Genomic DNA, 24,601 nt, shown 5'->3' on the forward strand with positions numbered 1-24,601 from the left:
GCTACTTGACATCCAACAACGCCGGAAGTAGAGGCGCGCTCAGGAGCGCTCCGCCGCGCCGATCACCCTCTCCACGCGCGCGCCCAGCCGGTTCAGGTTCTCCACGAAGTACGGGTACCCGCGGTCGATGTGGAACACGTCCCAGATCTCGGTGATCCCGTCGGCGCACAGGCCGGCCAGCACCAGGCCCGCGCCGGCGCGGATGTCGGACGCCCAGACCGGCGCGCTGGACAACCGGTCGACCCCGCGGACCACCGCGTGGTGCCCGTCGGTGCGGGCATCGGCTCCCAGGCGCACCATCTCTTCGATGAACCGGAACCGCGCCTCGTACACGTTCTCCGTGATCATCGACGTCCCTTCGGACACCGCGGACAACGCGACCGCGAACGGCTGCAGGTCCGTGGCGAACCCCGGGTAGGGCAGGGTCACGAAGTCGACCGCCTTGGGCCGGTCGTTCTGCACGACCCGGAACCCGCTCTCGTCGAACGTGGTCACCTCGGCACCGGCCATGCGCAGCTTCTCCAGCACCAGGTCCAGGTGGTGCGGGTTGACGCCCTTGACCGTCAGGTCGCCGCGGGTCATCGCCGCGGCGAACGCCCACGTCGCACCCACGATCCGGTCGCCGATCACGCGGTGCTCGGTCGGGTGCAGCTCGGACACGCCGTGCACGGTCAGCGTCGACGTGCCTGCGCCCTCGATCTGCGCGCCCATCTCGTTCAGCATCACGCAGATGTCGACGATCTCCGGCTCGCGTGCCGCGTTGTCGATCACCGTCGTGCCCTGCGCCAGAACCGCCGCCATCAGGATGTTCTCGGTCGCGCCGACGCTCGGGAAGTCCAGCCAGATCTGCGCGCCCTTGAGCTCGTCGGCCTTGGCCACCACGCAGCCGTGCTCGATGGTGCTCGTCGCGCCGAGCGCCCGCAGCCCGTTCTGGTGCATGTCCAGCGGCCGGGACCCGATCGCGTCCCCGCCGGGCAGCGCCACCACGGCCCGCTTGAGCCGGCCGACGAGCGGGCCGAGCACGCAGACCGACGCCCGCAGCTTGCCCATCGCGGGTGAGTCGGCCCGGTGGGACAGCTCGGACGGCGTCGTGATCTTCGCGGTGTCGCCGTCCAGGACCACCTCGCACCCGACGCTGCGCAGCACGTCCGCCATCAGCGGGACATCGAGGATCTGCGGGCAGTTGGTGATCGTGGTGGTGCCCTCGGCGAGCAGCGCGGCGGCCATCAGCTTCAGAACGCTGTTCTTGGCGCCGACGACCTCGACCTCGCCCACCAGCCGCGCACCACCGTGCACGTCGAAGTGCTCGCTCATGGCCGCCATCATGCCTGCCGGTTCGGGCACTCGAACGGAGGGGCAGGGGATAACAGAGGGCGACCGACTTCGCACGAACGTGTGAAACACTGTGCCTCCCGCGGCGATCATGCGCCCGTGCGTCCCACCAACTGGGGGAACCTTGAGCGAAATGCTGACCCCGCCGGCGTCTCCGTCCCTGCCCGAGGTGCACCGGACCGAGATCGACGGCGTCCCGGTCTTCTGGACCGACCAGCCCGGCCGGCTCAGCGCGAGCCTGCTGTTCGGAGTCGGCCTCGCCCACGAGACGTTCCTGGAGACCGGTATCACGCACCTGGTCGAGCACCTGGCGATGCGGCGGGTGCGCACCACCCGGTACGAGAACAACGCCGCCACCGAGGTCCTGCACACCAGCTTCGACGTCACGAGCGGCCCGGAGAACGTCGTCGAGCACCTGCGCCGCGTGTGCGTCTCGCTGGCGAACCTGGACACCGGCCCGCTCCGGCTGGAGCGGGGCGTGCTGCTGGCCGAGGAGCGCGGCAGCGAGGGCCCGGCGGTGACCGCGTGGCTGCCGTCCGCGCTGTGGTTCGGCAACCGGGCGTTCGGCCTGGCCGGCAACGTCCAGCTCGCGGCCGTCCACGCCGGCCCGGACCAGGTGCGTGAATGGGGCGCGCGCTGGTTCCACCGCGGCAACGCGGCGCTCGTGCTGTCCGGCCCGCCCCCGGCCGGCCTGAGGCTGCCCCTGCCCGGCGGCCCGCCCCGGCAGCCGGTGGCGGCGCAGCCGTTCGACCTGCCCACGCCGGCGCACACGAGCATCCCCAACGGCGTGGTCGGCTGTGCGCTCGTCGACTGGACCGCGGAAACGGCGTGCGCGGCCGGGATCCTGATCCACCGGCTCACCGACCGGCTGCGTCACCTCGAGGGGCTGGTCTACGACATCGCGTTGGACCACCAGGTGGTCGACCCCGACCGGGCCGTCCTCGGGTTCGGCACCGACGTGCCGGACAAGCACGCCGGCCGGGTGGTCGAGGCGATCCGCGCCGAGCTGGCGGAGCTGGGTCGCGGCGGGCCGACCGAGGAGGAGCTGTCGGCCGACCGGGCCGGGCTCGCCGAGGAGATCGGGTCACGGGAGTTCGCGCTGTACCGGGCGTTCGACGCGGCGATGAGCGAGCTGACCGGCTGGCCGTCGGCTGCCGGGCACCAGTCGCGGGTGCTGGCCGGCCTCGACCCGGCGGCCGTCGCCGCGGCCGCCCGCGATCTCGCCGCGCGGCTGGTGTTGTGCGCGCCGGAGCGGTCCGTGCCGCGGGACCTGCCCGAGCTGCCCGGCAGCCCGCTGCCCGCGCCACCGGGACGGGAGGTGAAGCGGGCGCTGGTCGGTGCGACGACGCCGCGCAACTACCGGCTCGTGGTGGGCGACGACGGCCTGTCCACCTACTTCGGGCCGGGCTCCTCGCCCGCCGCGGTGGTGCGGTTCGACGATCTCGCCGGGGTCGGCATCGAGCACACCGACGGTCAGCTGCCGATCCTGCACCTGTTCGGGCGGCACGGCGGGGCGATCACCGTGCGGCCCGGCGACTGGCGTGGCGGGCGGGCGCTGGTGCGGGACCTGCGGGCGCGCATCGATCCGGCGGTGTGTTTCGAAACGCCGGAGGCCATGCGGATGTTCGAGCAGTCGTAGAGTTCTGGGTATGCCGGTACGGATCAACCGCGTGTACACCAGGGTCGGCGATAACGGCACGACCGCGCTCGGCGACGGCTCGCGCGTCCCGAAGACCGACCCGCGGCTGGCCGCCTACGCCGACGTCGACGAGACGAACTCGGTGGTCGGGCTGGCCCTGGCGATGGGCGGGCTGTCCGAGGAGGTCGCCGCGGTGCTGCGGCGCGTGCAGAACGACCTGTTCGACGTGGGCGCCGACCTGTGCTCGCCGGTGGTGCCCGATCCGGAGTTCCCGCCGCTGCGCATCACCGAGGCGTATGTCGAGCGGCTCGAAGGCTGGTGCGACGAGTTCAACGAGCGCCTGCCGAAGCTGACGTCGTTCATCCTGCCGGGCGGCACCCCGGGAGCCGCGTTCCTGCACCAGGCGCGGACGGTGAGCCGGCGCGCCGAGCGGGCCGGGTGGGCGCTGGTCGAGGCCGACCCGGAGCGCACGAACGTGCTGGCGGTGAAGTACCTGAACCGGCTGTCCGACCTGCTCTTCATCCTGGCCCGGCTGGCCAACCCGGACGGCGACGTGCTGTGGCAGCCCGGCGGCGCCGAGGCCTGATCCGCCGCCCGAGCCAGGCCGAAGAGACCCGGGAAACCCTCAAACAGCAAAGGAGCGCCGCTCCCGGGGAGCAGCGCCCTGATCAGGAAGCCCGCGGCACCTGCCGCCCGGGCGGGGCGGACTCCAGCCACGACAGGAAGCCCGTCAGCGCGTCCGGCCCCATCGCGATCTCGATCGGCGCCTGCACGGCCGACTCGCAGCGCAGGACCGTCGCGTCGGAGGGGACCGCGTAGGCTTCCGTGCCGATCGGGTCGCGGCGGTCGGCGATCATCAGCGTTTCGCGCTCGAAGACGCGGTCCGGGCCGGTCCGCAGGCTCCACACCCGGTACCACGCGAACACCTCACCCTCGTACCGGCCGAGCCCCAGGTGCCAGCCGGCGCGGGCGTTGTCCGGATCCCACCGCAGCGCGACGCTCACGCCACCACCGCGGCGCATCCGGACCCACCGGAGGGCGTACCAGAACGCGAGAACGGCAAGACCGAGCAGGACGACCAGGACGACGAGGGCGATTTCCACGGCCGGCTCCTGCTCGACGCCGTATCAGACCGACTGACCGGCCGCGCGGAGCCGGGCTGTCGCCCTGGCGCGCTCCGCCTCGTCCTCGCCGCTCAGGGCCGACCGGGCGGCCTCCACGTCGATCTCCTCGGCGAGCTCGGCCGACTCGGCGAGGATGCTCACCCGCTCGGCGGTCACGGAGAGGAAGCCACCGTGGACCGCGGCGCGGACGGTCTCACCGTCCGTGGTCGTCACCTTGACGACGCCACCCTCGACGAGCTGACCGAGTACCGGTTCGTGACCCGGCATCAGGCCGATCTCACCCTCAGTGGTCTGCGCGACCACGAACGTCGCCTGACCGGACCAGAGGCGGCGCTCGACGGCGACAAGCTCGACGGTCATCTCAGCCACGTAGCTCTCCTTCGTTCCCGCGCCGATGAGCGCAGTCTAATAGGTTCGCGACCGGTTACGACAACGGCGGGGCGGAAGTCCATAAAGGACACCCCACCCCGCCGTCGTCCCGACATCACTTGCCGGTGAGTTCCTTGTACTTCTTCTCGAGGTCGTCGAGGCCACCGATGCCCAGGAACGCCTGCTCCGGGTAGTGGTCGAACTCGCCCTTGGCGATCTTGTCGAACGCCTCGACGGTCTCCGCCCGCGGCACGGTCGAACCCGGCTGGCCGGTGAACTGCTCGGCGACCAGCATGTTCTGCGACAGGAACCGCTCGATGCGGCGCGCCCGCTGCACGGTCAGCTTGTCCTCTTCGGACAGCTCGTCCATACCGAGGATCGCGATGATGTCCTGCAGCTCCTTGTACTTCTGCAGGATCCGGATGACCTCGGACGCCACCCGGTAGTGGTCCTCACCGACGATGGCCGGGTCGAGGATCGTCGAGGTGGACGCCAGCGGGTCGACCGCCGGGAAGATGCCCTTCTGGAACACCGACCGGGACAGCTCGGTGGTGGCGTCCAGGTGGGCGAACGTGGTGGCAGGCGCCGGGTCGGTGTAGTCGTCCGCCGGCACGTAGATCGCCTGCATCGAGGTGATCGAACGGCCCTTGGTCGAGGTGATCCGCTCCTGCAGCTCACCCATCTCGTCGGCCAGCGTCGGCTGGTAACCCACGGCCGAAGGCATGCGGCCCAGCAGGGTCGACACCTCGGAACCGGCCTGGGTGAACCGGAAGATGTTGTCGATGAACAGCAGCACGTCCTGGTTCTTGATGTCGCGGAAGTACTCCGCCATCGTCAGCGCGGACAGCGCGACCCGCATACGGGTGCCCGGCGGCTCGTCCATCTGGCCGAACACGAGCGCGGTGTCGTTGATGACGCCGTCCTCGCTCATCTCCAGGAACAGGTCGGTGCCCTCACGGGTCCGCTCGCCGACACCGGCGAACACCGAGGTGCCACCGAAGTTCCGGGCGACACGGGTGATCATTTCCTTGATCAGAACCGTCTTGCCCACGCCGGCGCCGCCGAACAGGCCGATCTTGCCACCCTGCACGTACGGGGTGAGCAGGTCGATGACCTTGAGGCCGGTCTCCAGCATCTCGGTCTTGCCCTCGAGCTGGTCGAAGGCCGGCGGCTTGCGGTGGATGCTCCAGCGCTCCAGGTCCGCGCCGTAGCCCGGCTGGTCGAGGCAGTCGCCCAGCGCGTTGTAGACGTGGCCCTTGACCTCGTCGCCGACCGGCACCGAGATCGGCGCACCGGTGTCGATGACCTCGGCGCCACGGACGAGACCGTCCTGCGGGGCCAGCGAGATCGTGCGGACGAGGTTGTCGCCGAGGTGCTGCGCCACCTCGAGGGTGATCGTCTTGCGCAGCTGCTCGAAGTCGACCTCGACCTTGAGCGCGTTGAACAGCTCGGGCACGGCGCCGCGCGGGAACTCCACGTCGACGACCGGGCCGGTCACCGAGACGATCCGGCCCTTGGTCCGGGTTTCAGTGGTGGTCATCTACTCATCACTTCCTACAGCGGCGAGCGCATCGGCCCCACCGACGATTTCGCTGATCTCCTGCGTGATCTGGGCCTGCCGGGCCTGGTTGGCCAGCCGGGTGTAGGTCTCCACGAGGTCCTTGGCGTTGTCCGACGCCGACTTCATGGCGGTGCGGCGGGCGGCCAGCTCGGAAGCGGCCGACTCCAGCAGGGCCGAAAAGATCCGCGTGTTGATGTACTTCGGCAGCAGGGCCGACAGCAGCCGGTCCGCGCTGGGCTCGAACTCGTACGCGGGGAGGATGTCGCCCGGGGCGGGCTCGGCGCCCTCCTCGGCGTACTCGATCTCGAGCGGGGCCATCCGCTTGGCGACCGGGGTCTGGGTCAGCATCGACTTGAACTCGGTGTACACGATGTGCACCTCGTCCACGCCGAGGACGCCGTCCTCGCCCGGGCCGTTCGCGTCGTCGTCCGCGCCGGCGAGGAACGCCTTGGTCAGGGTCTCCCCCGCCGCCGCGGCGTTCTCGTAGTGCGGCTGGTCCGAGAACCCCGTCCAGCTGCCGGCGACCTCGCGGCCCCGGAACCGGTAGTAGTTCAGGCCCTTGCCGCCGATGACGTAGACGTGCGGTTCCTTGCCCTCGGAACGCAGCAGCGACAGCAGCTCCTCGGTCGCCCGCAGCACGTTGGTGTTGTAACCACCGCACAGGCCCTTGTCACTGGTCACCACCAGCACGGCCGCCCGCTTCGGGTTCGGCCGCTGGACGAGGAACGGGTCGTCGAGGCTCGCGGCCCCGCCCGCCAGGGCGGAGAGCACCTTGGTGATCTCCGTGGCGTACGGGCGCGAAGCCTCGACCCGTGCCTGGGCACGGCCGATCCGCGAGGTGGCGATCAGCTCCATCGCCTTGGTGATCTTGCCGATCGATTTCGTCGCCCGGATCTTTGCCCGGAGCTCGCGAAGTTGCGCCATCAGCTATCCGGTCACTTCGTCGGGGCGGGCTTGTTGACCTTCACGGTCTCCTGCCCGACCTTGTCGGCGTCCATCGCATCGGCCTCGGCCTCGTTCACGAGCTGCTCACCGGAGGAGGTGGTGAAGCCCTTCTTGAACTCGGTGGCCGCGGCGACGACGCGCTCGGCGAGCTCGTCGGTCCACTTACCCTTGTCGCGGATCTCGGCGAGGATGTCGTCGTGCTTGTGGCGGATGTTCTCCAGCAGCTCGGAGTTGAAGCGAGCCACGTCCTCCACCGGCACGTCGTCGAACTGGCCCTTGGTGCCCAGGTACACGGTGACGACCTGCTGCTCGACCGGGATCGGCGAGTACTGCGGCTGCTTGAGCACCTCGTACAGGCGGGCACCGCGGTCCAGCTGGGCGCGCGAAGTCGGGTCCAGGTCGGAGGCGAAGGCGGCGAACGCCTGCAGCTCCTGGTACTGGGACAGGTCGATCCGCAGCGAACCGGACACCGTCTTCATCGCCTTGATCTGCGCGTCACCACCGACTCGGGAGACCGAGGTGGTCACGTCGACCGCGGGGCGCTGACCCGAGTTGAACAGGTCGGACTGGAAGAAGCACTGCCCGTCGGTGATCGAGATGACGTTGGTGGGGATGTAGGCCGAGATGTCGTTGGCCTTGGTCTCGATGACCGGCAGACCGGTCAGCGAACCGCCACCCAGCTCGTCCGACAGCTTCGCGCAGCGCTCGAGCAGCCGCGAGTGCAAGTAGAAGACGTCGCCGGGGAACGCCTCGCGGCCCGGCGGACGGCGCAGCAGCAGCGAGATCGCGCGGTAGGCGTCGGCCTGCTTGGTCAGGTCGTCGAACACGATCAGGACGTGCTTGCCCTGGTACATCCAGTGCTGGCCCAGCGCCGACCCGGTGTAGGGGGCCAGCCACTTGAAGCCGGCGGAGTCCGACGCGGGGGCCGCGACGATGGTGGTGTACTCCAGCGCGCCCGCGTCCTCGAGGGACTTGCGGACACCGGCGATCGTGGAGCCCTTCTGGCCGACCGCGACGTAGATGCAGCGGACCTGCTTGGTCGGGTCGCCCGTCGCCCAGTTGGCCTTCTGGTTGATGATCGTGTCGACGCAGACCGCGGTCTTGCCGGTCTTGCGGTCGCCGATGATCAGCTGGCGCTGGCCGCGTCCGATCGGGGTCATCGCGTCGATGGCGGTGATACCGGTCTGCAGCGGCTCGGACACCGGCTGGCGCTGCACGACCGAGGCGGCCTGCAGCTCGAGCGCGCGGCGGTCCTCGGCCGGGATGTCGCCGAGGCCGTCGATCGGCTTGCCCAGCGGGTCGATGACGCGGCCCAGGAAGCCCTCGCCGACCGGGATCGAGAGGATCTGGCCGGTGCGCTTGACCTCCTGGCCCTCCTCGATCGACTCGTAGTTGCCGAGGATGACGACACCGATCCGGCGCGGCTCCAGGTTCTGGGCCACACCGAGGATGCCGCCGGGGAACTCCAGCAACTCGTTGGCCATGGTCGAGGGCAGGCCCTCGACGTGGGCAACGCCGTCGCCGGTGTCCACGACGACGCCGACCTCTTCCCGGTTGACTTCGGGTGAGTAACTCGAGACGTAGTTCTCGATCGCGCTACGGATCTCGTCCGAGGAGATCGTCAGCTCCGCCATGTCGTTCCCGCTCTCGCTTCGTTCCTGCCAGTGTGCAAAGTCTTGTGTGGTGTCACGCCAGCTGCCGGCGCAGCGCCGCGATCCGGCCCGCGGTGCTGCCGTCGATGACCTCGTCGCCCACCCGGACGACGAGCCCGCCGCCGAGGCGGGGGTCGACCTCGACGTGCAGCGCGATCGGGCGCTCGTAGATCCGGTGCAGCTGCTCGGCCAGCCGCTCTCGCTGCTCCGCGGACAGCTCGCTCGCGCTCGTGATGTACGCGACCGAACGCTCGCGGCGCTGGGCGGCCAGCTGGACCAGCTGGTCCAGGTTGAACCCGACGCTGCGGCCCGCGGACCGGCCGGTGACCTGCTCCACGAGCGCAAGGGTGATCTCGTCCACCTTGCCCTGCAGCAGTTCGCGGACCAGCCTGCGCTTCGCGTCGCCGGGTGCCGTCTGGTCGGACAGCGTCTGCTCCAGCTCCGGGTTGCTCACCACGATACGGGCGATCCGGAACAACTGGTCCTCGACGGCGTCCAGCTTCCCGGCCTTCTCCGCGCTGGTCAGCAGCGCGTTCCGGCCGAGCGACTCGATCCCGTCGACCAGTTCCCGCGGGCTCGACCAGCGGGCCGCGACCACGGCGTCGAGCACGCTCAGCGCCTGCTCGGACACCTTGCCGGCCAGCAGCGAGCGGACCAGCCCGGTGCGGGCACCCGGGTCGGACGAGGCGTCGGCGACCGCGCGGCGCAGCCCGATCTCCCTGCCCAGCAGGTCGACCACGGCGAGCAGCTCGTTGCCGAGGGCGGCCGGGTCGGCGCCGGCCCCACCGGTGACCTCGGACAGCCGGGTCTCGGCGGCGGCGAGCGCTTCCCGGCTCGCGGCGTGCAGCGTCAGCGTCATGGGGGTTACTTCCCTGCTCCGTTACCGGCGCTGCCGAGCTCGGCGAGGAACCGGTCGACCGTGCCACGGCGACGGACCTCGTCCTCGAGGTGCTCCCCGACGATCCGGCTCGCCAGCTCGATCGAGTTGCGGCCCAGCTCGTTGCGCAGCTCCGTGACGATCTGCGCCTTCTGGGCCTGCAGCGCGGCGTGGCCCTGGGCGATGATCCGGGCCGCCTCGTCCTGGGCCTCGGCGCGCAGCTCTTCCTTGATCCGCTCCGCCTCGAGGCGGGCGTCGTCGCGGATCTTGGCGGCCTCGGAGTAGGCGTCCTTGAGCTGGGCCTGGTACTTCGCGAGCGCCTCTTCGGCCTCGGCCTGGGCCTTCTCCGCCTTCGCGATGCCGCCCTCGATGGCCGCGGTGCGCTCCTCGTACATCTTCTCGAAGCGCGGCACGGCGTACTTCTTGAGCAGCCACAGCAGGATCAGGAACGCCACCAGGCCGAGGATGAGCTCGCTCAGGTGCGGCAGCACCGGGTTCGGCGCCTCTTCCGCGGCCAGCACGATCTGGGTCTTCACCACAACGTCTCCCAACGCGTCAGGCGGACGATCAGGCAGAAGCGATGAAGTACACGACCAGGCCGATCAGGGCGAGCACCTCGGTCAGGACGAAGGTGGTCCAGGCGATGCCCATGAGCTTGCCCTGGGCCTCCGGCTGACGGGCGGTGCCGTTGATGACGGCGGCCCAGATCAGGCCCACACCGATGCCCGGGCCGATGGCGCCCAGACCGTAACCGATGGCCGCCAGGCCCTGGTTCAGGTTGATGGCGTTGGCGGCCTGGGCGAGAACGATGCTGCTCACTTGCGTTTCCCTTTCACTCGGTCCGCTACCGCGCGGATCGGGGGCTTGCGGTTGTTTTTCTTTCCTAGTGGTCCGAGGCCAGCGCCTGGCCGATGTAGTTCGCCGACAGAACGGCGAACACGTAGGCCTGGATCACCTGGATCAGCGCTTCCACGAAAGTCATCAGAATGGCGAACGCCCACGAGACCACCGAGATGGGCTTGAACACGCCACCCGCGTGCAGCAGCAGGAACTCGCCCGCGACGGTGAACACCAGCAGGATCAGGTGGCCGGCGAACATCGCGGCGAACACCCGGACCGCCAGGGTGAGCGGGTTGAGGACGAACTTCTGCAGGAACTCGATCGGCGTCAGCAGGATGTAGATCGGCCCCGGCGCGCCCGGCGGGACGGTCGCGTGCTTGAGGTAGCCGACGAACCCGTGCCGCTTGAACCCGACGTAGTGGTAGACCGGGTAGACCACCAGCAGCGACAGCGCGAGCGGGAAACCGATGTGCGAGAAGGTCGGGAACTGGAATATCGGGATGATCCCGAAGATGTTGTTGATCAGCACGAAGCTGAACAGTGCGAGGACCAGCGGGACGTAGGGCCGGAAGTCCTTGGACCCGATCTGCTCGCGGGCGATGCCGTTGCGCGCGAAGTCGTAGGCGTACTCGGCGACGAACTGCGCCTTGCCCGGCACGATCTTCAGCTTGCGCGAAGACAGCAGGAAAAAGGCCGCGATGATGACCACCGACAGCACGACCATGATCATCGGCTTCGTCACGCCGAGGAAAATCGCCGGCAGCTCGAAGTCTCCGGCACCCGGTGGCGCGAACGTGTCGCCCTCGGCCAATACCAGCGCGCCCAACTGGGCTCCTTCCGGTTCTCCCGGCCGGCGTTCACTCCGCCGGGGGAATCGTCACGATCTGGACTTAACGTACCCGATACGTTTCGGGTAGTTGGAGGCGGATCCCCTGAGTGAACACCGCGTGTACAGTCAGCCACTTGGGGGTTTCGGTACTACGATCTCCGACGGCAGAATCGGCCAACCGTGCTCAGGACCATCCGTCTCGATCGCCGCGTCGCAGGTCGGGTTCCGCATCGGGAGAGCGCGGCCCGAAGGCCCACCTCCACACCCGCGGACGATACCAGCCGGTACAACGCCACCGTACGGGCGTACTCCTTATTGCGTGCCCGGCTGCGGAATGATCTTCGCGAAAGCGCTCTGACCTGCGCCGATCACTGGGGGATGATCGTCGGAATCTTGGTCTTGCGGAAAGCCAGGAACTCCGCGGCCGCCCACACCAGGATGACCGCCAGCGTAGTGAACGCGAGCGAGTAGCGGTTGAACGCGTCGACACCCTTGAGGGCGGTCATCACGCCGAACAGGACCAGCACCTTGAGGATGTAGCCGCCGATGGCGACGGCCATCACGGCGAACGGCTCCATGGCGGCGGACTTGCGCATCATGAACAGCGTCACCAGCGAGGACGCGAACGCGACCACGCCGCCGACCAGGGACCCCAGCAGGCCGGGCACACCGGCCAGCACCGTGGAGACGACCGCGCCGACGACCACGGTGGCCACCGCGGGCCAGAGCGCGAAGCGCAGCATCGCGTCGGCCAGTTTGAGCACCGACTGCGCGTGCGGGTTCTCGGTCTTGTCGGTCATGACACTCCCTGGTTCCGCGACTTCAGGCGCGGAATGACGGACACGATCGCGGCGAGCACGATGCCCGCGCCGACAATCCAGAGTACAGCCGTCGTGTCGAACAGCGTCACCGAGACCGCGCCGAACCCGAGCAGCCCCGCCCACAGGTAGATCAGCAGGACGGCGCGGCGCTGGGAGTGCCCGATCTCCAGCAGGCGGTGGTGCAGGTGCATCTTGTCGGCGGCGAACGGGCTCTCGCCGCGCCGGGTGCGCCGGATGACCGCCATCAGCAGGTCCAGCACGGGCAGGAACAGGACCGCGACGACGACCAGCAGCGGCGACAGCAGCGCCAGCGCGTCGGAGCCGCCGAAGCGGGTGTAGTTGATCTTGCCGGAGGCCGAGGTGGTGGCACCGGCGAGCATCAGCCCGATCATCATCGAACCCGAGTCGCCCATGAAGATCTTCGCGGGCTGGAAGTTGTGCGGCAGGAAGCCCAGGCAGGCCCCGGCCAGGGTGGCCGCGATCAGCGCGGGTGGGTAGACGCCGACGTCGCCGCCCTGCGAGTTGAGCAGGCCGAGCGAGAACGCGCAGGTCGCGGCCGCGGCGATGAAGCCGAGTCCGGCGGCCAGGCCGTCCAGCCCGTCGACGAAGTTCAGGGCGTTGACCAGCACTACGACCAGCAACACCATCAGCAGGCCGCCCTGGTTGTTGTCCAGGGTGACCACCGAGCCGAGCGCGTCGCCGTTGCCGCCCCAGGGCACCCAGAACACGTTCCACTGCACACCGAAGATCACCAGGATGCCCGCGCACATGACCTGCCCGGCGAGCTTGGTCCAGGCGTCGATCTCGAACCGGTCGTCCAGTGCGCCGATCAGCACGATCACACCGCCGCCGATCAGCACACCGACCGGGTCGAGCGAGAAGTCGAACGCGCGGCGCAGCACCGGCAGCTGGTGGGCCATCGCCATGCCGCCGACCACACCCAGGTACATGCCGACACCGCCCATGCGCGGGATCGGGATGACGTGCACGTCGCGGGCGCGCGGGTTGGCGATCGCGCCGACGCGGATCGCCAGTCGCCGGATGACGCCGGTGAGCAGGAACGTCAGGGTCGCCGCGATCAGGCCGACCAGGATGTACTCCCGGATCGGGAGGCCGGCGGTGGTGACGGGGGTCATCAGGCCGGGGTCTTCACCGGTGCGCCGAGCACCTCGCTCACCGCTTCGGCGCTGACCGCGCCGGCCCGCAGCAGCACGGGCTCGTCACCGGTCAGGTCGACGATCGACGACGGCACCGGCTCGGCGCTGGGCCCGCCGTCGAGGTACACCGAGACCGACTCGCCCAGCTGGTGCCGCGCCTCCTGCGCGTCGGAGGTGGGCGGCTGCCCGTAGACGTTGGCGCTGGACACGGCCATCGGGCCGACCTCGCGCAGCAGTTCGAGCGCGACCGGGTGCAGCGGCATCCGCAGCATGACGGTGCCGCGGGTGGTGCCCAGGTCCCACTGCAGGCTCGGCGCGTGCGGGAGCACAATGGACAGATCCCCCGGCCAGAAGGCCTCGATCAGGGCCCGCGCCTGCGGCGGGACGCCGAGCACCAGACCATCTATTGTGGACCAGGAGCCGACCAGGACGCCGACGGGCAGGTCCGGGCCGCGGTTCTTCGCCCGCAGCAGCGCGCGCACGGCACTGGAGTCGAAGGCGTCCGCGCCGATGCCGTACACCGTGTCCGTGGGCAGCACGACCAGCCGCCCCGAACGCACCGCACTGGCCGCCGCGGCCAGCCCCTCCGCCCGCGTTTCCGGACGGCTGCAGTCGTACACCGCGCTCATGGGGTGAAGACTATTCCCGGGCGCGTAACGGCTCGGTTGCGGGTGGTGGTGACGGTGCGGGGCCGGCTGACCCCGAAGGGTGGTGCGGGGCGCGGGGCATCCGCCGAAAATCGAGAGGACGCCCGTCCCGCCCTCTGACACGATCCCGCCATGCCAGACCACCGGAACCGGTCCTTCTCCGACCTCGTGGCCGAAGGGGTCGCCGTCCCCACCGGGGGCTGGGACTTCTCGTGGTTCGAAGGGCGGGCCACCGAGGCGCGGCCGTCCTGGCGGTACGCCGAGTCGCTGGCCGGCCGGCTGTCCGACGCACAGGCCGTGCTCGACGTGCAGACAGGCGGCGGCGAAGTCCTCGGCTTCGCGCTGGAGCGGGCCGCGCGCGTGCCGGCGCTCTTCGCGGCCACCGAGGGCTGGCCGCCGAACGTGGCGGCGGCCACCGAGGCGCTGCGGACGCACGGTGTCGTGGTCGTCGCCGCGCCCGAGGACGCGCCGCTGCCGTTCGCGGACGGCGCCTTCGAGCTGGTCAGCAGCCGGCACCCGGTCCGCCCGCACTGGGCGGAGATCACCCGCGTCCTGCGGCCGGGCGGCACGTACTTCGCCCAGCACGTCGGGCCCGCCAGCGTCTTCGAGCTGGTCGAGTACTTCCTCGGCCCGCAGCCGGACGAGGTGCGCAACGCCCGGCACCCCGACCGCGAGCGGGCGGACGCGCGGGCGGCGGGTCTGGAGATCGTGGACCTGCGCGCCGAGCGGCTGCGGATGGAGTTCGGCGACATCGCGGCCGTCGTCCACTTCCTGCGCAAGGTGATCTGGATGGTCCCCGGCTTCACCGTCGAGGCGTACGAGCCGCAGCTGCGCACGCTGCACGAGCGGATCGCCACCGAGGGGCCCTTCCTGGCGCACAGCAGCCGTCACCTCATCGAGGCGCGCAAGCCGGGCTGAGGCCCGGCCTGGGAACCCGGAAAGCGGCACGCGCGTGGCGCGTCCGGCGCGAGGGCGGCCGCGGCCGGGGCGTCAGCCGCGCAGGGCGGTGACGAACCGGGGGCGCCCGGCGAGGTCGTGGTGGTCCCGGACGTCCGTGAGGACCTTGCGGGACGCGACCAGCGCCGGCGCCGCTGAGCCGTGCGTGTCGTCGTGTTCGATGGCCACCCCGCCGCCGCGCTTGAGCAGCCTGCAGGCGGTCGCCACGGCCTGCCGGACCACGGCCAGCCCGCCGTCCGGGGCGAACACCGCCTGCGGCGGGTCGAAGTCGACCACCTCGGGCGGCAGGTCGCCGCCCGGCGGGACGTACGGCGGGTTGCACACCACCAGGTCCACCAGGCCGTCCAGCTCGGCGAAGATCGTGTTGTCCCCGACGTCCCCGGAGTACAGCCGGATCGGCGTGTCCCCCGCCGCGGCCTGCTTGTCGGCGTTGTGCCGCGCCCACGCCAGCGCGTTCGGGTCGATGTCGACGGCGTAGACGACCGCGTCGGGGCGCTCGTGCGCGATCGCCAGCGCCAGCGCCCCGGACCCGGTGCACAGGTCGACCACCACCGGGTACTCGCGGCCGTGGATGTGCCGCAGCCCCCACTCCACGAGGAGCTCCGTCTCCGGCCGCGGGATGAACACGCCGGGCCCGACGTCCAGGGTGATCCCGGCGAACCCGGCCCACCCGGTCAGGTGCTGCAGCGGCACCCGCTTGGCCCGCTGCGCCACCAGCTTGCCGATCGCCTCCACCACCGGCGGGTCGACGAGCGGCACCAGCGGCAGGCGGCCGCGGTCGACACCGAGGACGTGCGCGGCGATGAGTTCGGCGTCGGCACGCGGTGACGACACCCCCGCGTCCTCCAGGATGCGCATCGCCTCGAGGATCGCCAGACGCAACGGTTGCCGCTTCACGGACGCAACTTTTCCACAGCGCTCATCCGGCCGTGGGGACATATGCCGCGAGCGCACCGCGCGTCTGCCGGAGATCGTCGATGCGCTCGTCCAGTGCGTCGAGTTGCTCACGCAGCGTGCGCACCAGCGACGGGCACAGGTCCAGCTCCGGCTTCTCGCCCCGCGCGCACGGCAGGACCTCGCGGATGACGCACGTCGACAGCCCCGCCGCCAGGAGGGCGCGGATCTGCCGGACCGTCGTCACCGCGTTCTCGTCGTAGAGGCGGTAGCCGTTGGCGTCCCGGGCGGCCGTGAGGAGCCGCTGCTCCTCGTAGTACCGCAGCAACCGCTGGCTCACCCCGGTCCGGGCGGACAGTTCGCCGATCCGCATGCGACCTCGCTCACTCGAGTTTGACCTTCACACCGGTGTCACTACCTAACGTCGCCGCATGACCGAACATTTCGCGCACGTCGTCCGCGGTTCCGGGCCGGGTCTGCTGCTGGCCCACGGCGCGGGCGGCGGTATCGAGGCCAACTACGGGCCGATCCTGGACGACCTGGCCCGCACGCACACGGTGGTGGGGCCGGACTACCCCGGTTCCGGCGCGACGCCCCGCAGCGACCGGCCGCTGGACCTGGATTCGCTGGCCGATTCGCTGGTGGCGACGGCGGTCTCGGCCGGGGTGGACCGGTTCACGATCCTCGGGTACTCGCTGGGCACGGCGGTCGCGGTGCGGGCCGCCACCCGGCACCCCGAGCGCGTCACGGGGCTGGTGCTGACCGCGGGGTTCGCGCACCCGACCAACCAGATGCGGCTCGCGGTGGACGTGTGGCGCGCCCTGCTCGACCAGGAGAACCAGGAGCTGCTGGCGAAGTACCTGACGTTCGCGGCGACGGGTGGGCGGTTCCTGAACTCGCTCTCGCCCGCGGACCTGGACGCCGCGGTCGGCGGCCTGGTCGTTCCGCCGGGGACGCCGGATCAGGTGGACCTGGTGGCCGCGGTGGACACCCGCGCGGAGCTGGCGCGGATCGCGGTGCCGGCGCTGGTGATCGGGACCCGGCAGGACGTGCTCGTGCCGGCCGAGGTCCAGCGGGCGCTGGCGGACGGGATCCCGGGCGCCGAGTACGTGGAGATCGAGTCGGGGCACCTGATGCAGATCGAGGCCCGCGACGACTGGCTCGCCCACATCCAGAAGTTCCTCAGCCGCATCTGAACGGCCACGCAGCCCCGGCCGGCGGCCGGGGCTTCCTCGTCACTGCCCCGCGGAGGCCAGGCGCTCTTCGCGGTCGGCGGTGGCCAGGGCGTCCAGCACGGCGTCGAGGTCGCCGTCGAGGACCTGGTCCAGGTTGTACGCCTTGTAGTTCACGCGGTGGTCGGAAATGCGGTTCTCCGGGAAGTTGTAGGTGCGCACCCGCTCCGAGCGGTCCACCGTCCGGACCTGCGACTTCCGCGCGTCCGCCGCCTTGGCGGCGGCCTCCTCCTCGGCCAGGGCCTGCAACCGGGCCTGCAGCACCTGGATCGCGCGGGCGCGGTTCTGGATCTGCGACTTCTCGTTCTGGCACGACACGACGATCCCGGTCGGCAGGTGCGTCACGCGCACCGCCGAGTCCGTCGTGTTGACGCTCTGCCCACCCGGACCGGACGAACGGAACACGTCGATGCGCAGGTCGTTCGGGTCGATCTCGACCTCGACCTCTTCCGGCTCCGGGTAGATCAGGACACCCGCGGCGGAGGTGTGGATCCGGCCCTGCGACTCGGTCGCCGGCACGCGCTGCACCCGGTGCACGCCGCCCTCGAACTTCAGCCGCGCCCACACGCCGTCGGCGGGTGAAGTCGCGGTTCCCTTGCTCTTGACCGCGACCGTGACGTCCTTGTAGCCGCCCAGGTCGGAGTGCACCGCGTCGAGCACCTCGGCCTTCCACCCGTGCCGCTCGGCGTAGCGCAGGTACATGCGCAGCAGGTCGCCGGCGAACAGCGCCGACTCCTCGCCGCCCTCGCCGGACTTGATCTCCATCAGGACGTCCGAGCCGTCGTAGGGGTCGCGCGGCAGCAGCAGCTCTGTCAGCCGGGACTCCAGCTGCGGGATGCGCTCGGCGATCTCCTCGGCCTCCGCGGCGAACGCCGCGTCCTCGTCGGCCAGCTCGCGGGCCGTCCCCAGGTCGTCGCGCGCCTGGTCGAGCTCGTTGATCACCTTGACGATCGGGCTCAGCTCGGCGTAGCGGCGCCCGAGCTTGCGCGCGCGGGACTGGTCGGCGTGCACGGCCGGGTCCGCCAGCTGCTTCTCCAGCTCGGTGTACTCGTCGAGCAGCCCGTGCAGCGAAGACGAATCCACGACCGTTCCTTCCTCTCGTTCCTCCGGACACAAAAGCGGCGCCCACCCCCGGGAACTCGGGGATGGGCGCCGGCGGTGAAGCTACTTGGCGTCGGCCTTCTTGGCCCGCTTGCCGTAGCGCGCCTCGAAGCGCGCCACCCGGCCACCGGTGTCCATGATCTTCTGCTTGCCGGTGTAGAAGGGGTGGCAGTTCGAGCAGATTTCGACCGTGATCGCACCGCTGGTCTTGGTGCTGCGGGTCGTGAAGGTGTTGCCGCAACCACAGGTGACCGTGGTAGGCACGTACTCGGGGTGGATACCGCTCTTCATGGAGTCCTCTCTCAATGGCCGCCGGGTCCCCGCGAGCGGGGTGAACCGGTGCCGGACGTTAGCGGATTGATTCTGCCAGACGCGCTGACGTGCAGGTCAACGCCCCCTGCCCGGCGCATATTCCGGGTACGGGACCTGTACGGGTTTTGTACGGGCGCGCGCGAGGCTCGAGCCCGAGACCCGGACCCGCCGGGTGAGGAGGAGCCGATGTCCCGCAGCATCACATCCGTCACCGTCGCCGCCCTCGCGGCCGCCGCGCTCACGGTGGTCCCGCTCACCAGCCAGGCCGCGACGCTCGCCGACACCCCGAGCAGCGACGTTTCCATCCTCGCCGCCGGTGACGGCACCCCGTCCGGCGCGGTCGCGTGGTTCCAGGCCCGCATCGGCAGCACCGCCTACCAGGGCTACTGCGAGAAGGCCGTGGAGAACGCCTACGGCACCACCGGCGTGTGGGCTTCGGCCAACGCGCACTGGAACGGGGCCGGCCCCAAACACGCCGGTGACCGGAACCCGCCGCTGGGCGCCTTCGTGTACTGGAACATCGCCTCGCCGTACGGGCACGTCGGCATCTCCGACGGCGCGGGCGGCTTCTACGCGACCAGCGTGGGCGGCAAGATCGGCCACGTGACCAAGGCGATGGGCGGGTACGGCTACTACGGCAACTACCGCGGCTGGACCTCGGCCGCCGTGCCCCGGCAGTAGGGACAACGAAAACGGCCACCCTCCCGGGGGAGGGTGGCCGTTTCGCTTGCCACGAACGTCAGTCGTCGTCGGACGCCAGCGCCGTCTTGGAGACCTGCATCAGGAACTCGATGTTGGTCTTGGTCTTGCGCAGGCGGGACAGCAGCAGGTCGATGGCCTGCTGCGAGTCCAGCGCGTGCAGGACCCGGTGCAGCTTGTGCGTGACCGCCAGCTCGTCCGGCGAGAGCAGCAGCTCCTCCTTGCGGGTACCGGACGGGTTGACGTCCACCGCGGGGAAGACGCGCCGCTCGGCGATCTTGCGGTCGAGCTTGAGCTCCGCGTTGCCGGTGCCCTTGAACTCCTCGAAGATCACCGTGTCACCGGTCGACCCGGTCTCGACCATCGCCGTGGCGAAGATCGTCAGCGACCCGCCGTTCTCGATGTTGCGCGCCGCGCCCAGGAAGCGCTTCGGCGGGAACAGCGCGGTCGAGTCGACACCACCGGACAGGATCCGGCCGGACGCCGGGGCCGCCAGGTTGTAGGCGCGGCCGAGGCGGGTGATCGAGTCGAGCAGGACCACCACGTCCATGCCCATCTCGACCAGGCGCTTGGCCCGCTCGATGGACAGCTCGGCGACCGAGGTGTGGTCTGACGGCGGGCGGTCGAAGGTCGAGGCGATGACCTCACCCTTCACCGACCGCTGCATGTCGGTGACCTCTTCCGGACGCTCGTCGACGAGGACGACCATCAGGTGGCACTCGGGGTTGTTCGTGGTGATCGCGTTCGCGATGTCCTGCATGATCGTGGTCTTACCGGCCTTCGGCGGCGACACGATCAGGGCGCGCTGCCCCTTGCCGACCGGCATGACCAGGTCGATCACGCGGGTGGTCAGCTTGTGCGGTTCGGTCTCCAGGCGGAGCCGCTCGTTGGGGTAGAGCGGGGTCAGCTTGGTGAACTCGGGACGGCGCTTGGCCTCGTCCGGGTCCAGGCCGTTGACGGTGTCGACGCGCACCAGCGGGTTGAACTTCTGGCGCTGCTGCTCGCCTTCGCGCGGCTGCTTGACCACACCGGTGATCGCGTCACCGCGGCGCAGGCCGTGCTTGCGCACCAGCGACAGCGACACGTACACGTCGTTGGGCCCGGGCAGGTAACCCGAGGTGCGCACGAACGCGTAGTTGTCCAGGACGTCGAGGATGCCGGCGACCGGCAGCAGGACGTCGTCCTCGCGGATCTCGGTGTCCGTGCCGCCCTCACCGCGGTTGCCGCGGCGGCGGCGGTCCCGGAACCGGCGGCCGCGACGGCCGCCCTCGTCGTCGTCCGCGCCACCGGAGTTCTGGCCGCCACCGGAGTTCTGCTTGGGCTGGCCGCCACCGGCGTTGTTGTCGCGCTGGTTGTTCTGCTTGCGCTGGTCGCCACCGCCCTGCTGGGACTGGTCGCCACCGCGCTGCTCGCGCTGCTGCTCGCCCCGCTGCTGGTCGTTGCCGCCACGCGCGTCCGGGCTGCCGGCGGCGCGGTTGGCGCCGCGGCGACGGCGCGCGCCGCCCTCGCGCCGCGGGGTGTCCTCACCCTGCTGCTGGGGCGCCTCGGCACCGTTCACGGGCTTGTCGGCCTGCGCGGGCTTGTCCGCCTGCGCCGGCTTCCCGGCCTTGTCCGCCCGGGCGGGCTTGTCGGCCGGGGCCTCGGCCTGCGGGGCCTTCTCGGCCGGCTTGGTCTGCACCGGAGCCTCCACCTTCGCGGCGATGCCGTCGAGGGGCAGGGTCTCGTCGGCCGCGGCGCGCTTGCGCGGGGCCTTGCCCTGGCGCTCGCGGATCGCGGCGATCAGGTCGCCCTTGCGCATCCCCTTGGTGTCGCCGATGCCCAGCTGGGCGGCGAGTTCCCGCAGGTCGGCGATCACCATGCCGGACAGGCCACCACTGCGGCGCTTCGGCGCGGCCGTACCGTTCTGCTCCCCTGGCTCAGCGGCCGACGCGGTCGGTGTCGCCACGTCACCGCTCAAAAGATCGGTGTTGCTCACACATGTCCTTCCTGACCGATCCACGCCTCCAGGTGGATCAGCGGACTACCGCCCGCGTCCGATCGCGGAACGGTCTGCTCCTGCCCGGTGTGGTTCCCCGGCCGGGACACGCAGGTCACAGCGGCCGAGCCGCCACACGGGGTTCTCGCGTGTTCCAGGTGGAACGCGCCGGATTCGTGTCACCGTGGCTACCGGAAACCCGCCTAGGTCAATCCCTGCACCAGCTATGCGGAATTATCGACTCAACAAGAGAATGCGATCCGGGAAGGATCCCCCGGGACCGACACCGGGTGCGATTGCGCGCGGTGATCGAACGCCCCCGAGGGTAGACCGACCGGGGACGAGGTGCAACAACCACCCCCCGGCGTGCCGCGAATCTCCGCACGGAATCTACCGGCTCGTGACCTGAACCCCGGTCTGGTCGACCGGCAGCTCGATGACTTCAAATCCTGCAACGTCGACCGCGGGTGGGATTATTCCGTCGATCGTCAGGGCCAGCACGGTCGGCCCGGCGCCGGACACGGTCGCCGCGACGCCCGCCTCGCGCAGGTCATGCACCAGGCGGCCGGTCTCCGGGTAGGCGGGGGCGCGGTAGTGCTGGTGCAGGCGGTCCTCGGTGGCCGGCAGCAGCAGCGACGGGTCGCTGGTCACGGCGTGCACCGCGAGCGCCGCGCGGCCCGCGGCGAACGCGGCGTCGGCGTGCGGGACCTCGGCGGGCAGCAGACCCCGCGTCGCCTCGGTCGACGACTTCACCGACGGGACCGCCACGACCGGCCGGATCGACGGGTGCGGCGTCAGCCGTTCCGCGTGGAAGACGCCGTTGTCGCACCAGGCCAGAACGAAACCACCCAGCAGGCTGGCGGCCGCGTTGTCCGCGTGGCCCTCGAACTCCGCGGCCAGCTGCACCGCGTCGCCGTCGAGCGGCCTGCCCGCGAGCGCGTACCCGGCGGCGATCCCGGACACCACCGCCGCGGCGGACGAGCCGAGCCCGCGCGCGTGCGGGATCTTGTTGAAACACCGCAGATGCAGCCCCGGCGGCGTCACGCCGAGGTGACCGCACGCACGCCGCAGCGCACGCACCACCAGGTGCGTCTCGTCGGTCGGCACGTCCTCGACCCCGCCCGCGCCGGCGTCGAACACCTCGACCTTGAGGCCGGCGTCGGTGACCTGCACCTCGACGACGTCGTGCAGCGCGAGCGCCAGCCCGAGGGCGTCGAAGCCCGGGCCGAGGTTCGCGCTCGACGCCGGAACGGTCACCTTCAGAGCGGTCACGTGAGCTCCAGCGCGGTGGCGACCGCACGCGAGTCGACGGCCAGCGGCTCGACCTCGACGTTGCCCTCCAGCGCGGTCGCCGGGTCCTTGAGGCCGTGACCGGTGACGGTGCAGACCACCGTCGAGCCCTTCGGGATGCGGCCGTCCGCCGCGGTGGCGAGCAGGCCCGCCACGCTGGTCGCCGACGCCGGCTCCACGAACACGCCCTCCTTGCCGGCCAGCAGGCGGTACGCGGCGAGGATCTTCTCGTCCGTCACCGCCTCGAACAGGCCGCCGGAGGCGTTCTTCGCCTTGACCGCGCCCTCCCAGGAGGCCGGGCTGCCGACGCGGATCGCGGTGGCGATCGTCTCCGGCTCGGCCACCGGCTCGCCCTTGACTAGCGGCGCGGCGCCGGCGGCCTGGAAGCCGAACATGCGCGGTGTGGACTTCACCACACCGTCGGCGGCGTACTCGGAGTAGCCCGCCCAGTAGGCGGTGATGTTGCCCGCGTTGCCGACCGGGAGGCAGTGGATGTCCGGCGCCTGGCCGAGGACGTCGCAGATCTCCCACGCCGCGGTCTTCTGGCCGATCAGGCGCACCGGGTTGACCGAGTTGACCAGCGTGACCGGGTGGTCGATCGCGGTCTTGCGGGCCAGCTCGAGGCAGTCGTCGAAGTTGCCGTCGATCTGCAGGATGCGCGCGCCGTGCAGGATCGCCTGGGCCAGCTTGCCCATCGCGATCTTGCCCTGCGGGATGAGGACGGCGCAGGTCAGGCCCGCGCGGGCGGCGTAGGCCGCGGCCGAGGCGGAGGTGTTGCCGGTGGAGGCGCAGATGACCGCCTGCAGGCCGCTGGCCTTGGCGTGCGTGATGGCGACCGTCATGCCGCGGTCCTTGAACGACCCGGTCGGGTTGGCGCCCTCGACCTTGAGGTAGACGGTCGAGCCGGTGAGCTCGGACAGGTGCGGCGCGGGCATGAGCGGTGTGTTGCCCTCGCCGAGGGTGATGACCTCCGCCCCGGCCGGAACCGGCACCCGGTCGGCGTACGCCTCGATGATCCCGGGCCAGCCGGCCTTCGCTGTCATGTGTCCTCGCCTTCCACCCGCATCACGCTGACGACCTCGTTGACGACGTCCATTTTCCCGATCGCCTCGACGGTCGCCTCGAGCGCCGCGTCCGGTGCGAGGTGCGTCACGATGACCAGGCTCGCCGTGTCGTGCCGGTCACGCTGCCGCACGGCCGCGATGCTCACCTCGTGAGCGGCGAACACCTGCGCCACCTGGGCGAGCACACCGGGCTTGTCGGCCACGTCGAGGCTGACGTGGTAGCGCGTGGGCGTCTGGCCCATCGGGCGCACCGGCAGCGCGGCGTGCGCCGACTCGCGCGGCCCGCGCCCGCCGACGACCCGGTTGCGGGCCACCGCGACGAGGTCGCCGAGCACCGCGCTGGCCGTCGGCGCGCCACCGGCGCCCTGGCCGTAGAACATCAGGTTCCCCGCCGCGTCGGCCTCGACGAACACGGCGTTGAACGCGCCGCCGACGTTCGCCAGCGGGTGGCTGCGCGGGATCATCACCGGGTGCACGCGCGCCGAGACCGACTCGGTGCCGTCCTCGCCGGTGACGCGCTCGCAGATCGACAGCAGCTTCACCGTCCGGCCCAGCGCCTTCGCCGCCGCGATGTCCGAAGCGGACACGTTCGAGATGCCCTCGCGGTGCACGTCGGAGGCGGTGACGCGGGTGTGGAAGGCGAGCGAGGCGAGGATGGCCGCCTTGGACGCCGCGTCGTAGCCGTCCACGTCCGCCGTCGGGTCCGCCTCGGCGTAGCCGAGACGGACGGCCTCGTCGAGGGTTTCCGCGTACCCGGCGCCCGTGGAGTCCATCGCGGACAGGATGAAGTTGGTGGTGCCGTTGACGATGCCCATCACCTTGGTGATGCGGTCACCGGCCAGCGACTCGCGCAGCGGGCGCAGCAGCGGGATCGCACCGGCCACGGCGGCCTCGAAGTAGAGGTCCGCGCCGGCCGCGTCGGCCGCCTCGAACAGCTCCGCGGAGTACTCGGCCAGCAGCGCCTTGTTGGCCGTGACGACCGACTTCCCCTTGCGCAGCGCGGTGAGCAGCCACTCGCGCACCGGGTCGACGCCGCCGATCAGCTCGACCACGACGTCCACATCGGACTCCACGAGCGCGGCGGCGTCGTTGGTCAGCAGGTGCTGCGGCAGCTCGGGGTGCTTGTCCGGGCGGCGCACCGCGATGCCGGCCAGCTCCACCGGGGCGCCCGCGCGGGCGGCGAGCTCGCCGGCCTGCTCGGTGAGCAGCCGCGCGACCTCGGCGCCCACCGTGCCGCAGCCCAGCAGCGCCACGCGCACCGTCTTGCCGTCTACAGTGGACATT

Annotated in this window: 26 protein-coding genes; 5 read left to right on the forward strand and 21 right to left on the reverse strand. The window is 70.8% G+C overall.

The features are described from left to right. Positions 1-39: 39 nt before the first annotated feature. Complete coding sequence (gene murA, locus FB470_RS04770; RefSeq protein ID WP_306989061.1) at positions 40-1,314, reverse strand: UDP-N-acetylglucosamine 1-carboxyvinyltransferase; 1,275 nt, start codon at positions 1,312-1,314, stop codon at positions 40-42. A gap of 151 nt (positions 1,315-1,465) precedes the next feature. Here murA and FB470_RS04775 point away from each other — a divergent pair, with 151 nt between their 5' ends. Together FB470_RS04775 and FB470_RS04780 are read left to right on the forward strand one after the other, a co-directional pair. Beyond that, positions 1,466-2,971: a M16 family metallopeptidase gene (locus FB470_RS04775; RefSeq protein ID WP_306989063.1), complete on the forward strand. Its 1,506-nt coding sequence runs from the start codon at positions 1,466-1,468 to the stop codon at positions 2,969-2,971. A gap of 10 nt (positions 2,972-2,981) precedes the next feature. After that, positions 2,982-3,557 (forward strand): cob(I)yrinic acid a,c-diamide adenosyltransferase, encoded by a 576-nt coding sequence (locus FB470_RS04780; RefSeq protein ID WP_306989064.1) that lies wholly within the window; start codon positions 2,982-2,984, stop codon positions 3,555-3,557. A gap of 82 nt (positions 3,558-3,639) precedes the next feature. Here the strand turns inward: FB470_RS04780 and FB470_RS04785 are convergent, their stop codons facing one another. The 12 genes from FB470_RS04785 to FB470_RS04840 form a co-directional block, all read right to left on the reverse strand. Continuing rightward, positions 3,640-4,074, reverse strand: a complete 435-nt coding sequence (locus FB470_RS04785; RefSeq protein ID WP_306989066.1) for a DUF2550 domain-containing protein — start codon at positions 4,072-4,074, stop codon at positions 3,640-3,642. Between the two features lie 24 nt (positions 4,075-4,098). Continuing rightward, positions 4,099-4,464 carry a F0F1 ATP synthase subunit epsilon gene (locus FB470_RS04790; protein ID WP_306989068.1) on the reverse strand — a complete coding sequence of 122 codons (366 nt, stop codon included), beginning with the start codon at positions 4,462-4,464 and terminating at the stop codon, positions 4,099-4,101. 115 nt (positions 4,465-4,579) lie between these two features. Continuing rightward, positions 4,580-6,004 carry a F0F1 ATP synthase subunit beta gene (atpD, locus tag FB470_RS04795; protein WP_306989070.1) on the reverse strand — a complete coding sequence of 475 codons (1,425 nt, stop codon included), beginning with the start codon at positions 6,002-6,004 and terminating at the stop codon, positions 4,580-4,582. Then, positions 6,005-6,952 (reverse strand): F0F1 ATP synthase subunit gamma, encoded by a 948-nt coding sequence (locus FB470_RS04800; protein WP_306999055.1) that lies wholly within the window; start codon positions 6,950-6,952, stop codon positions 6,005-6,007. It lies immediately after the preceding gene. An 8-nt stretch (positions 6,953-6,960) separates the two neighbouring features. Beyond that, positions 6,961-8,604, reverse strand: a complete 1,644-nt coding sequence (gene atpA / locus FB470_RS04805) for a F0F1 ATP synthase subunit alpha (RefSeq protein WP_306989072.1) — start codon at positions 8,602-8,604, stop codon at positions 6,961-6,963. A gap of 52 nt (positions 8,605-8,656) precedes the next feature. After that, a complete protein-coding gene (locus FB470_RS04810) occupies positions 8,657-9,475 on the reverse strand; it encodes a F0F1 ATP synthase subunit delta (protein WP_306999057.1) in 819 nt (272 codons plus the stop codon). 11 nt (positions 9,476-9,486) lie between these two features. Beyond that, complete coding sequence (locus tag FB470_RS04815) at positions 9,487-10,038, reverse strand: F0F1 ATP synthase subunit B (protein WP_306989073.1); 552 nt, start codon at positions 10,036-10,038, stop codon at positions 9,487-9,489. A gap of 28 nt (positions 10,039-10,066) precedes the next feature. Further along, entirely contained in the window at positions 10,067-10,318 is a 252-nt protein-coding gene (locus tag FB470_RS04820) for an ATP synthase subunit c family protein (RefSeq protein WP_306989075.1), read from the reverse strand. 64 nt (positions 10,319-10,382) lie between these two features. Continuing rightward, positions 10,383-11,165: a F0F1 ATP synthase subunit A gene (gene atpB, locus FB470_RS04825; RefSeq protein WP_306989076.1), complete on the reverse strand. Its 783-nt coding sequence runs from the start codon at positions 11,163-11,165 to the stop codon at positions 10,383-10,385. Positions 11,166-11,536: 371 nt separating this feature from the next. After that, positions 11,537-11,968 (reverse strand): hypothetical protein, encoded by a 432-nt coding sequence (locus FB470_RS04830; RefSeq protein ID WP_306989078.1) that lies wholly within the window; start codon positions 11,966-11,968, stop codon positions 11,537-11,539. Then, positions 11,965-13,125, reverse strand: coding sequence for a glycosyltransferase family 4 protein (locus FB470_RS04835; RefSeq protein ID WP_306989079.1), 1,161 nt, complete (start codon positions 13,123-13,125; stop codon positions 11,965-11,967). The genes FB470_RS04830 and FB470_RS04835 overlap by 4 nt, the downstream gene beginning before the upstream one ends. Further along, positions 13,125-13,775 (reverse strand): L-threonylcarbamoyladenylate synthase, encoded by a 651-nt coding sequence (locus FB470_RS04840; RefSeq protein ID WP_306989081.1) that lies wholly within the window; start codon positions 13,773-13,775, stop codon positions 13,125-13,127. Before FB470_RS04840 ends, FB470_RS04835 begins: the two co-directional genes overlap by 1 nt. 150 nt (positions 13,776-13,925) lie before the next feature. Between FB470_RS04840 and FB470_RS04845 the strand changes: the two genes are divergently transcribed. Further along, positions 13,926-14,711, forward strand: coding sequence for a methyltransferase domain-containing protein (locus FB470_RS04845; RefSeq protein WP_306989082.1), 786 nt, complete (start codon positions 13,926-13,928; stop codon positions 14,709-14,711). 72 nt (positions 14,712-14,783) lie between these two features. Here FB470_RS04845 and prmC read toward each other — a convergent pair whose 3' ends face one another. Both prmC and FB470_RS04855 read right to left on the reverse strand, forming a co-directional pair. Further along, positions 14,784-15,647 carry a peptide chain release factor N(5)-glutamine methyltransferase gene (gene prmC / locus FB470_RS04850; RefSeq protein WP_306989084.1) on the reverse strand — a complete coding sequence of 288 codons (864 nt, stop codon included), beginning with the start codon at positions 15,645-15,647 and terminating at the stop codon, positions 14,784-14,786. Between the two features lie 22 nt (positions 15,648-15,669). Beyond that, positions 15,670-16,017, reverse strand: coding sequence for a MerR family transcriptional regulator (locus FB470_RS04855; RefSeq protein WP_306989086.1), 348 nt, complete (start codon positions 16,015-16,017; stop codon positions 15,670-15,672). Positions 16,018-16,075: 58 nt separating this feature from the next. Here FB470_RS04855 and FB470_RS04860 point away from each other — a divergent pair, with 58 nt between their 5' ends. Next, the gene (locus FB470_RS04860; RefSeq protein ID WP_306989088.1) at positions 16,076-16,840 is read left to right on the forward strand and encodes an alpha/beta fold hydrolase; all 765 of its coding nucleotides are present in this window, start codon (positions 16,076-16,078) and stop codon (positions 16,838-16,840) included. Positions 16,841-16,879: 39 nt separating this feature from the next. Here FB470_RS04860 and prfA read toward each other — a convergent pair whose 3' ends face one another. Together prfA and rpmE are read right to left on the reverse strand one after the other, a co-directional pair. Continuing rightward, the gene (gene prfA, locus FB470_RS04865) at positions 16,880-17,959 is read right to left on the reverse strand and encodes a peptide chain release factor 1 (protein ID WP_306989089.1); all 1,080 of its coding nucleotides are present in this window, start codon (positions 17,957-17,959) and stop codon (positions 16,880-16,882) included. 81 nt (positions 17,960-18,040) lie between these two features. Next, complete coding sequence (gene rpmE, locus FB470_RS04870; RefSeq protein ID WP_179771600.1) at positions 18,041-18,268, reverse strand: 50S ribosomal protein L31; 228 nt, start codon at positions 18,266-18,268, stop codon at positions 18,041-18,043. Positions 18,269-18,475: 207 nt separating this feature from the next. Between rpmE and FB470_RS04875 the strand changes: the two genes are divergently transcribed. Continuing rightward, a complete protein-coding gene (locus FB470_RS04875) occupies positions 18,476-18,970 on the forward strand; it encodes a CHAP domain-containing protein (protein WP_306989091.1) in 495 nt (164 codons plus the stop codon). Between the two features lie 58 nt (positions 18,971-19,028). Here the strand turns inward: FB470_RS04875 and rho are convergent, their stop codons facing one another. The 4 genes from rho to FB470_RS04895 all read right to left on the reverse strand — a co-directional run bounded on the left by rho (position 19,029) and on the right by FB470_RS04895 (position 24,600). Next, positions 19,029-20,963 (reverse strand): transcription termination factor Rho, encoded by a 1,935-nt coding sequence (gene rho, locus FB470_RS04880; RefSeq protein ID WP_306989093.1) that lies wholly within the window; start codon positions 20,961-20,963, stop codon positions 19,029-19,031. A gap of 390 nt (positions 20,964-21,353) precedes the next feature. Beyond that, a complete protein-coding gene (thrB, locus tag FB470_RS04885) occupies positions 21,354-22,235 on the reverse strand; it encodes a homoserine kinase (protein WP_306989094.1) in 882 nt (293 codons plus the stop codon). Then, on the reverse strand, positions 22,232-23,296 hold the full coding sequence (thrC, locus tag FB470_RS04890) for a threonine synthase (protein ID WP_306989095.1): 1,065 nt from the start codon (positions 23,294-23,296) through the stop codon (positions 22,232-22,234). Before thrC ends, thrB begins: the two co-directional genes overlap by 4 nt. After that, positions 23,293-24,600 carry a homoserine dehydrogenase gene (locus tag FB470_RS04895; protein WP_306989096.1) on the reverse strand — a complete coding sequence of 436 codons (1,308 nt, stop codon included), beginning with the start codon at positions 24,598-24,600 and terminating at the stop codon, positions 23,293-23,295. Before FB470_RS04895 ends, thrC begins: the two co-directional genes overlap by 4 nt. Position 24,601 lies beyond the last annotated feature (1 nt).

It is taken from the genome of Amycolatopsis thermophila (assembly GCF_030814215.1).
Taxonomy (GTDB): domain Bacteria; phylum Actinomycetota; class Actinomycetes; order Mycobacteriales; family Pseudonocardiaceae; genus Amycolatopsis_E; species Amycolatopsis_E thermophila.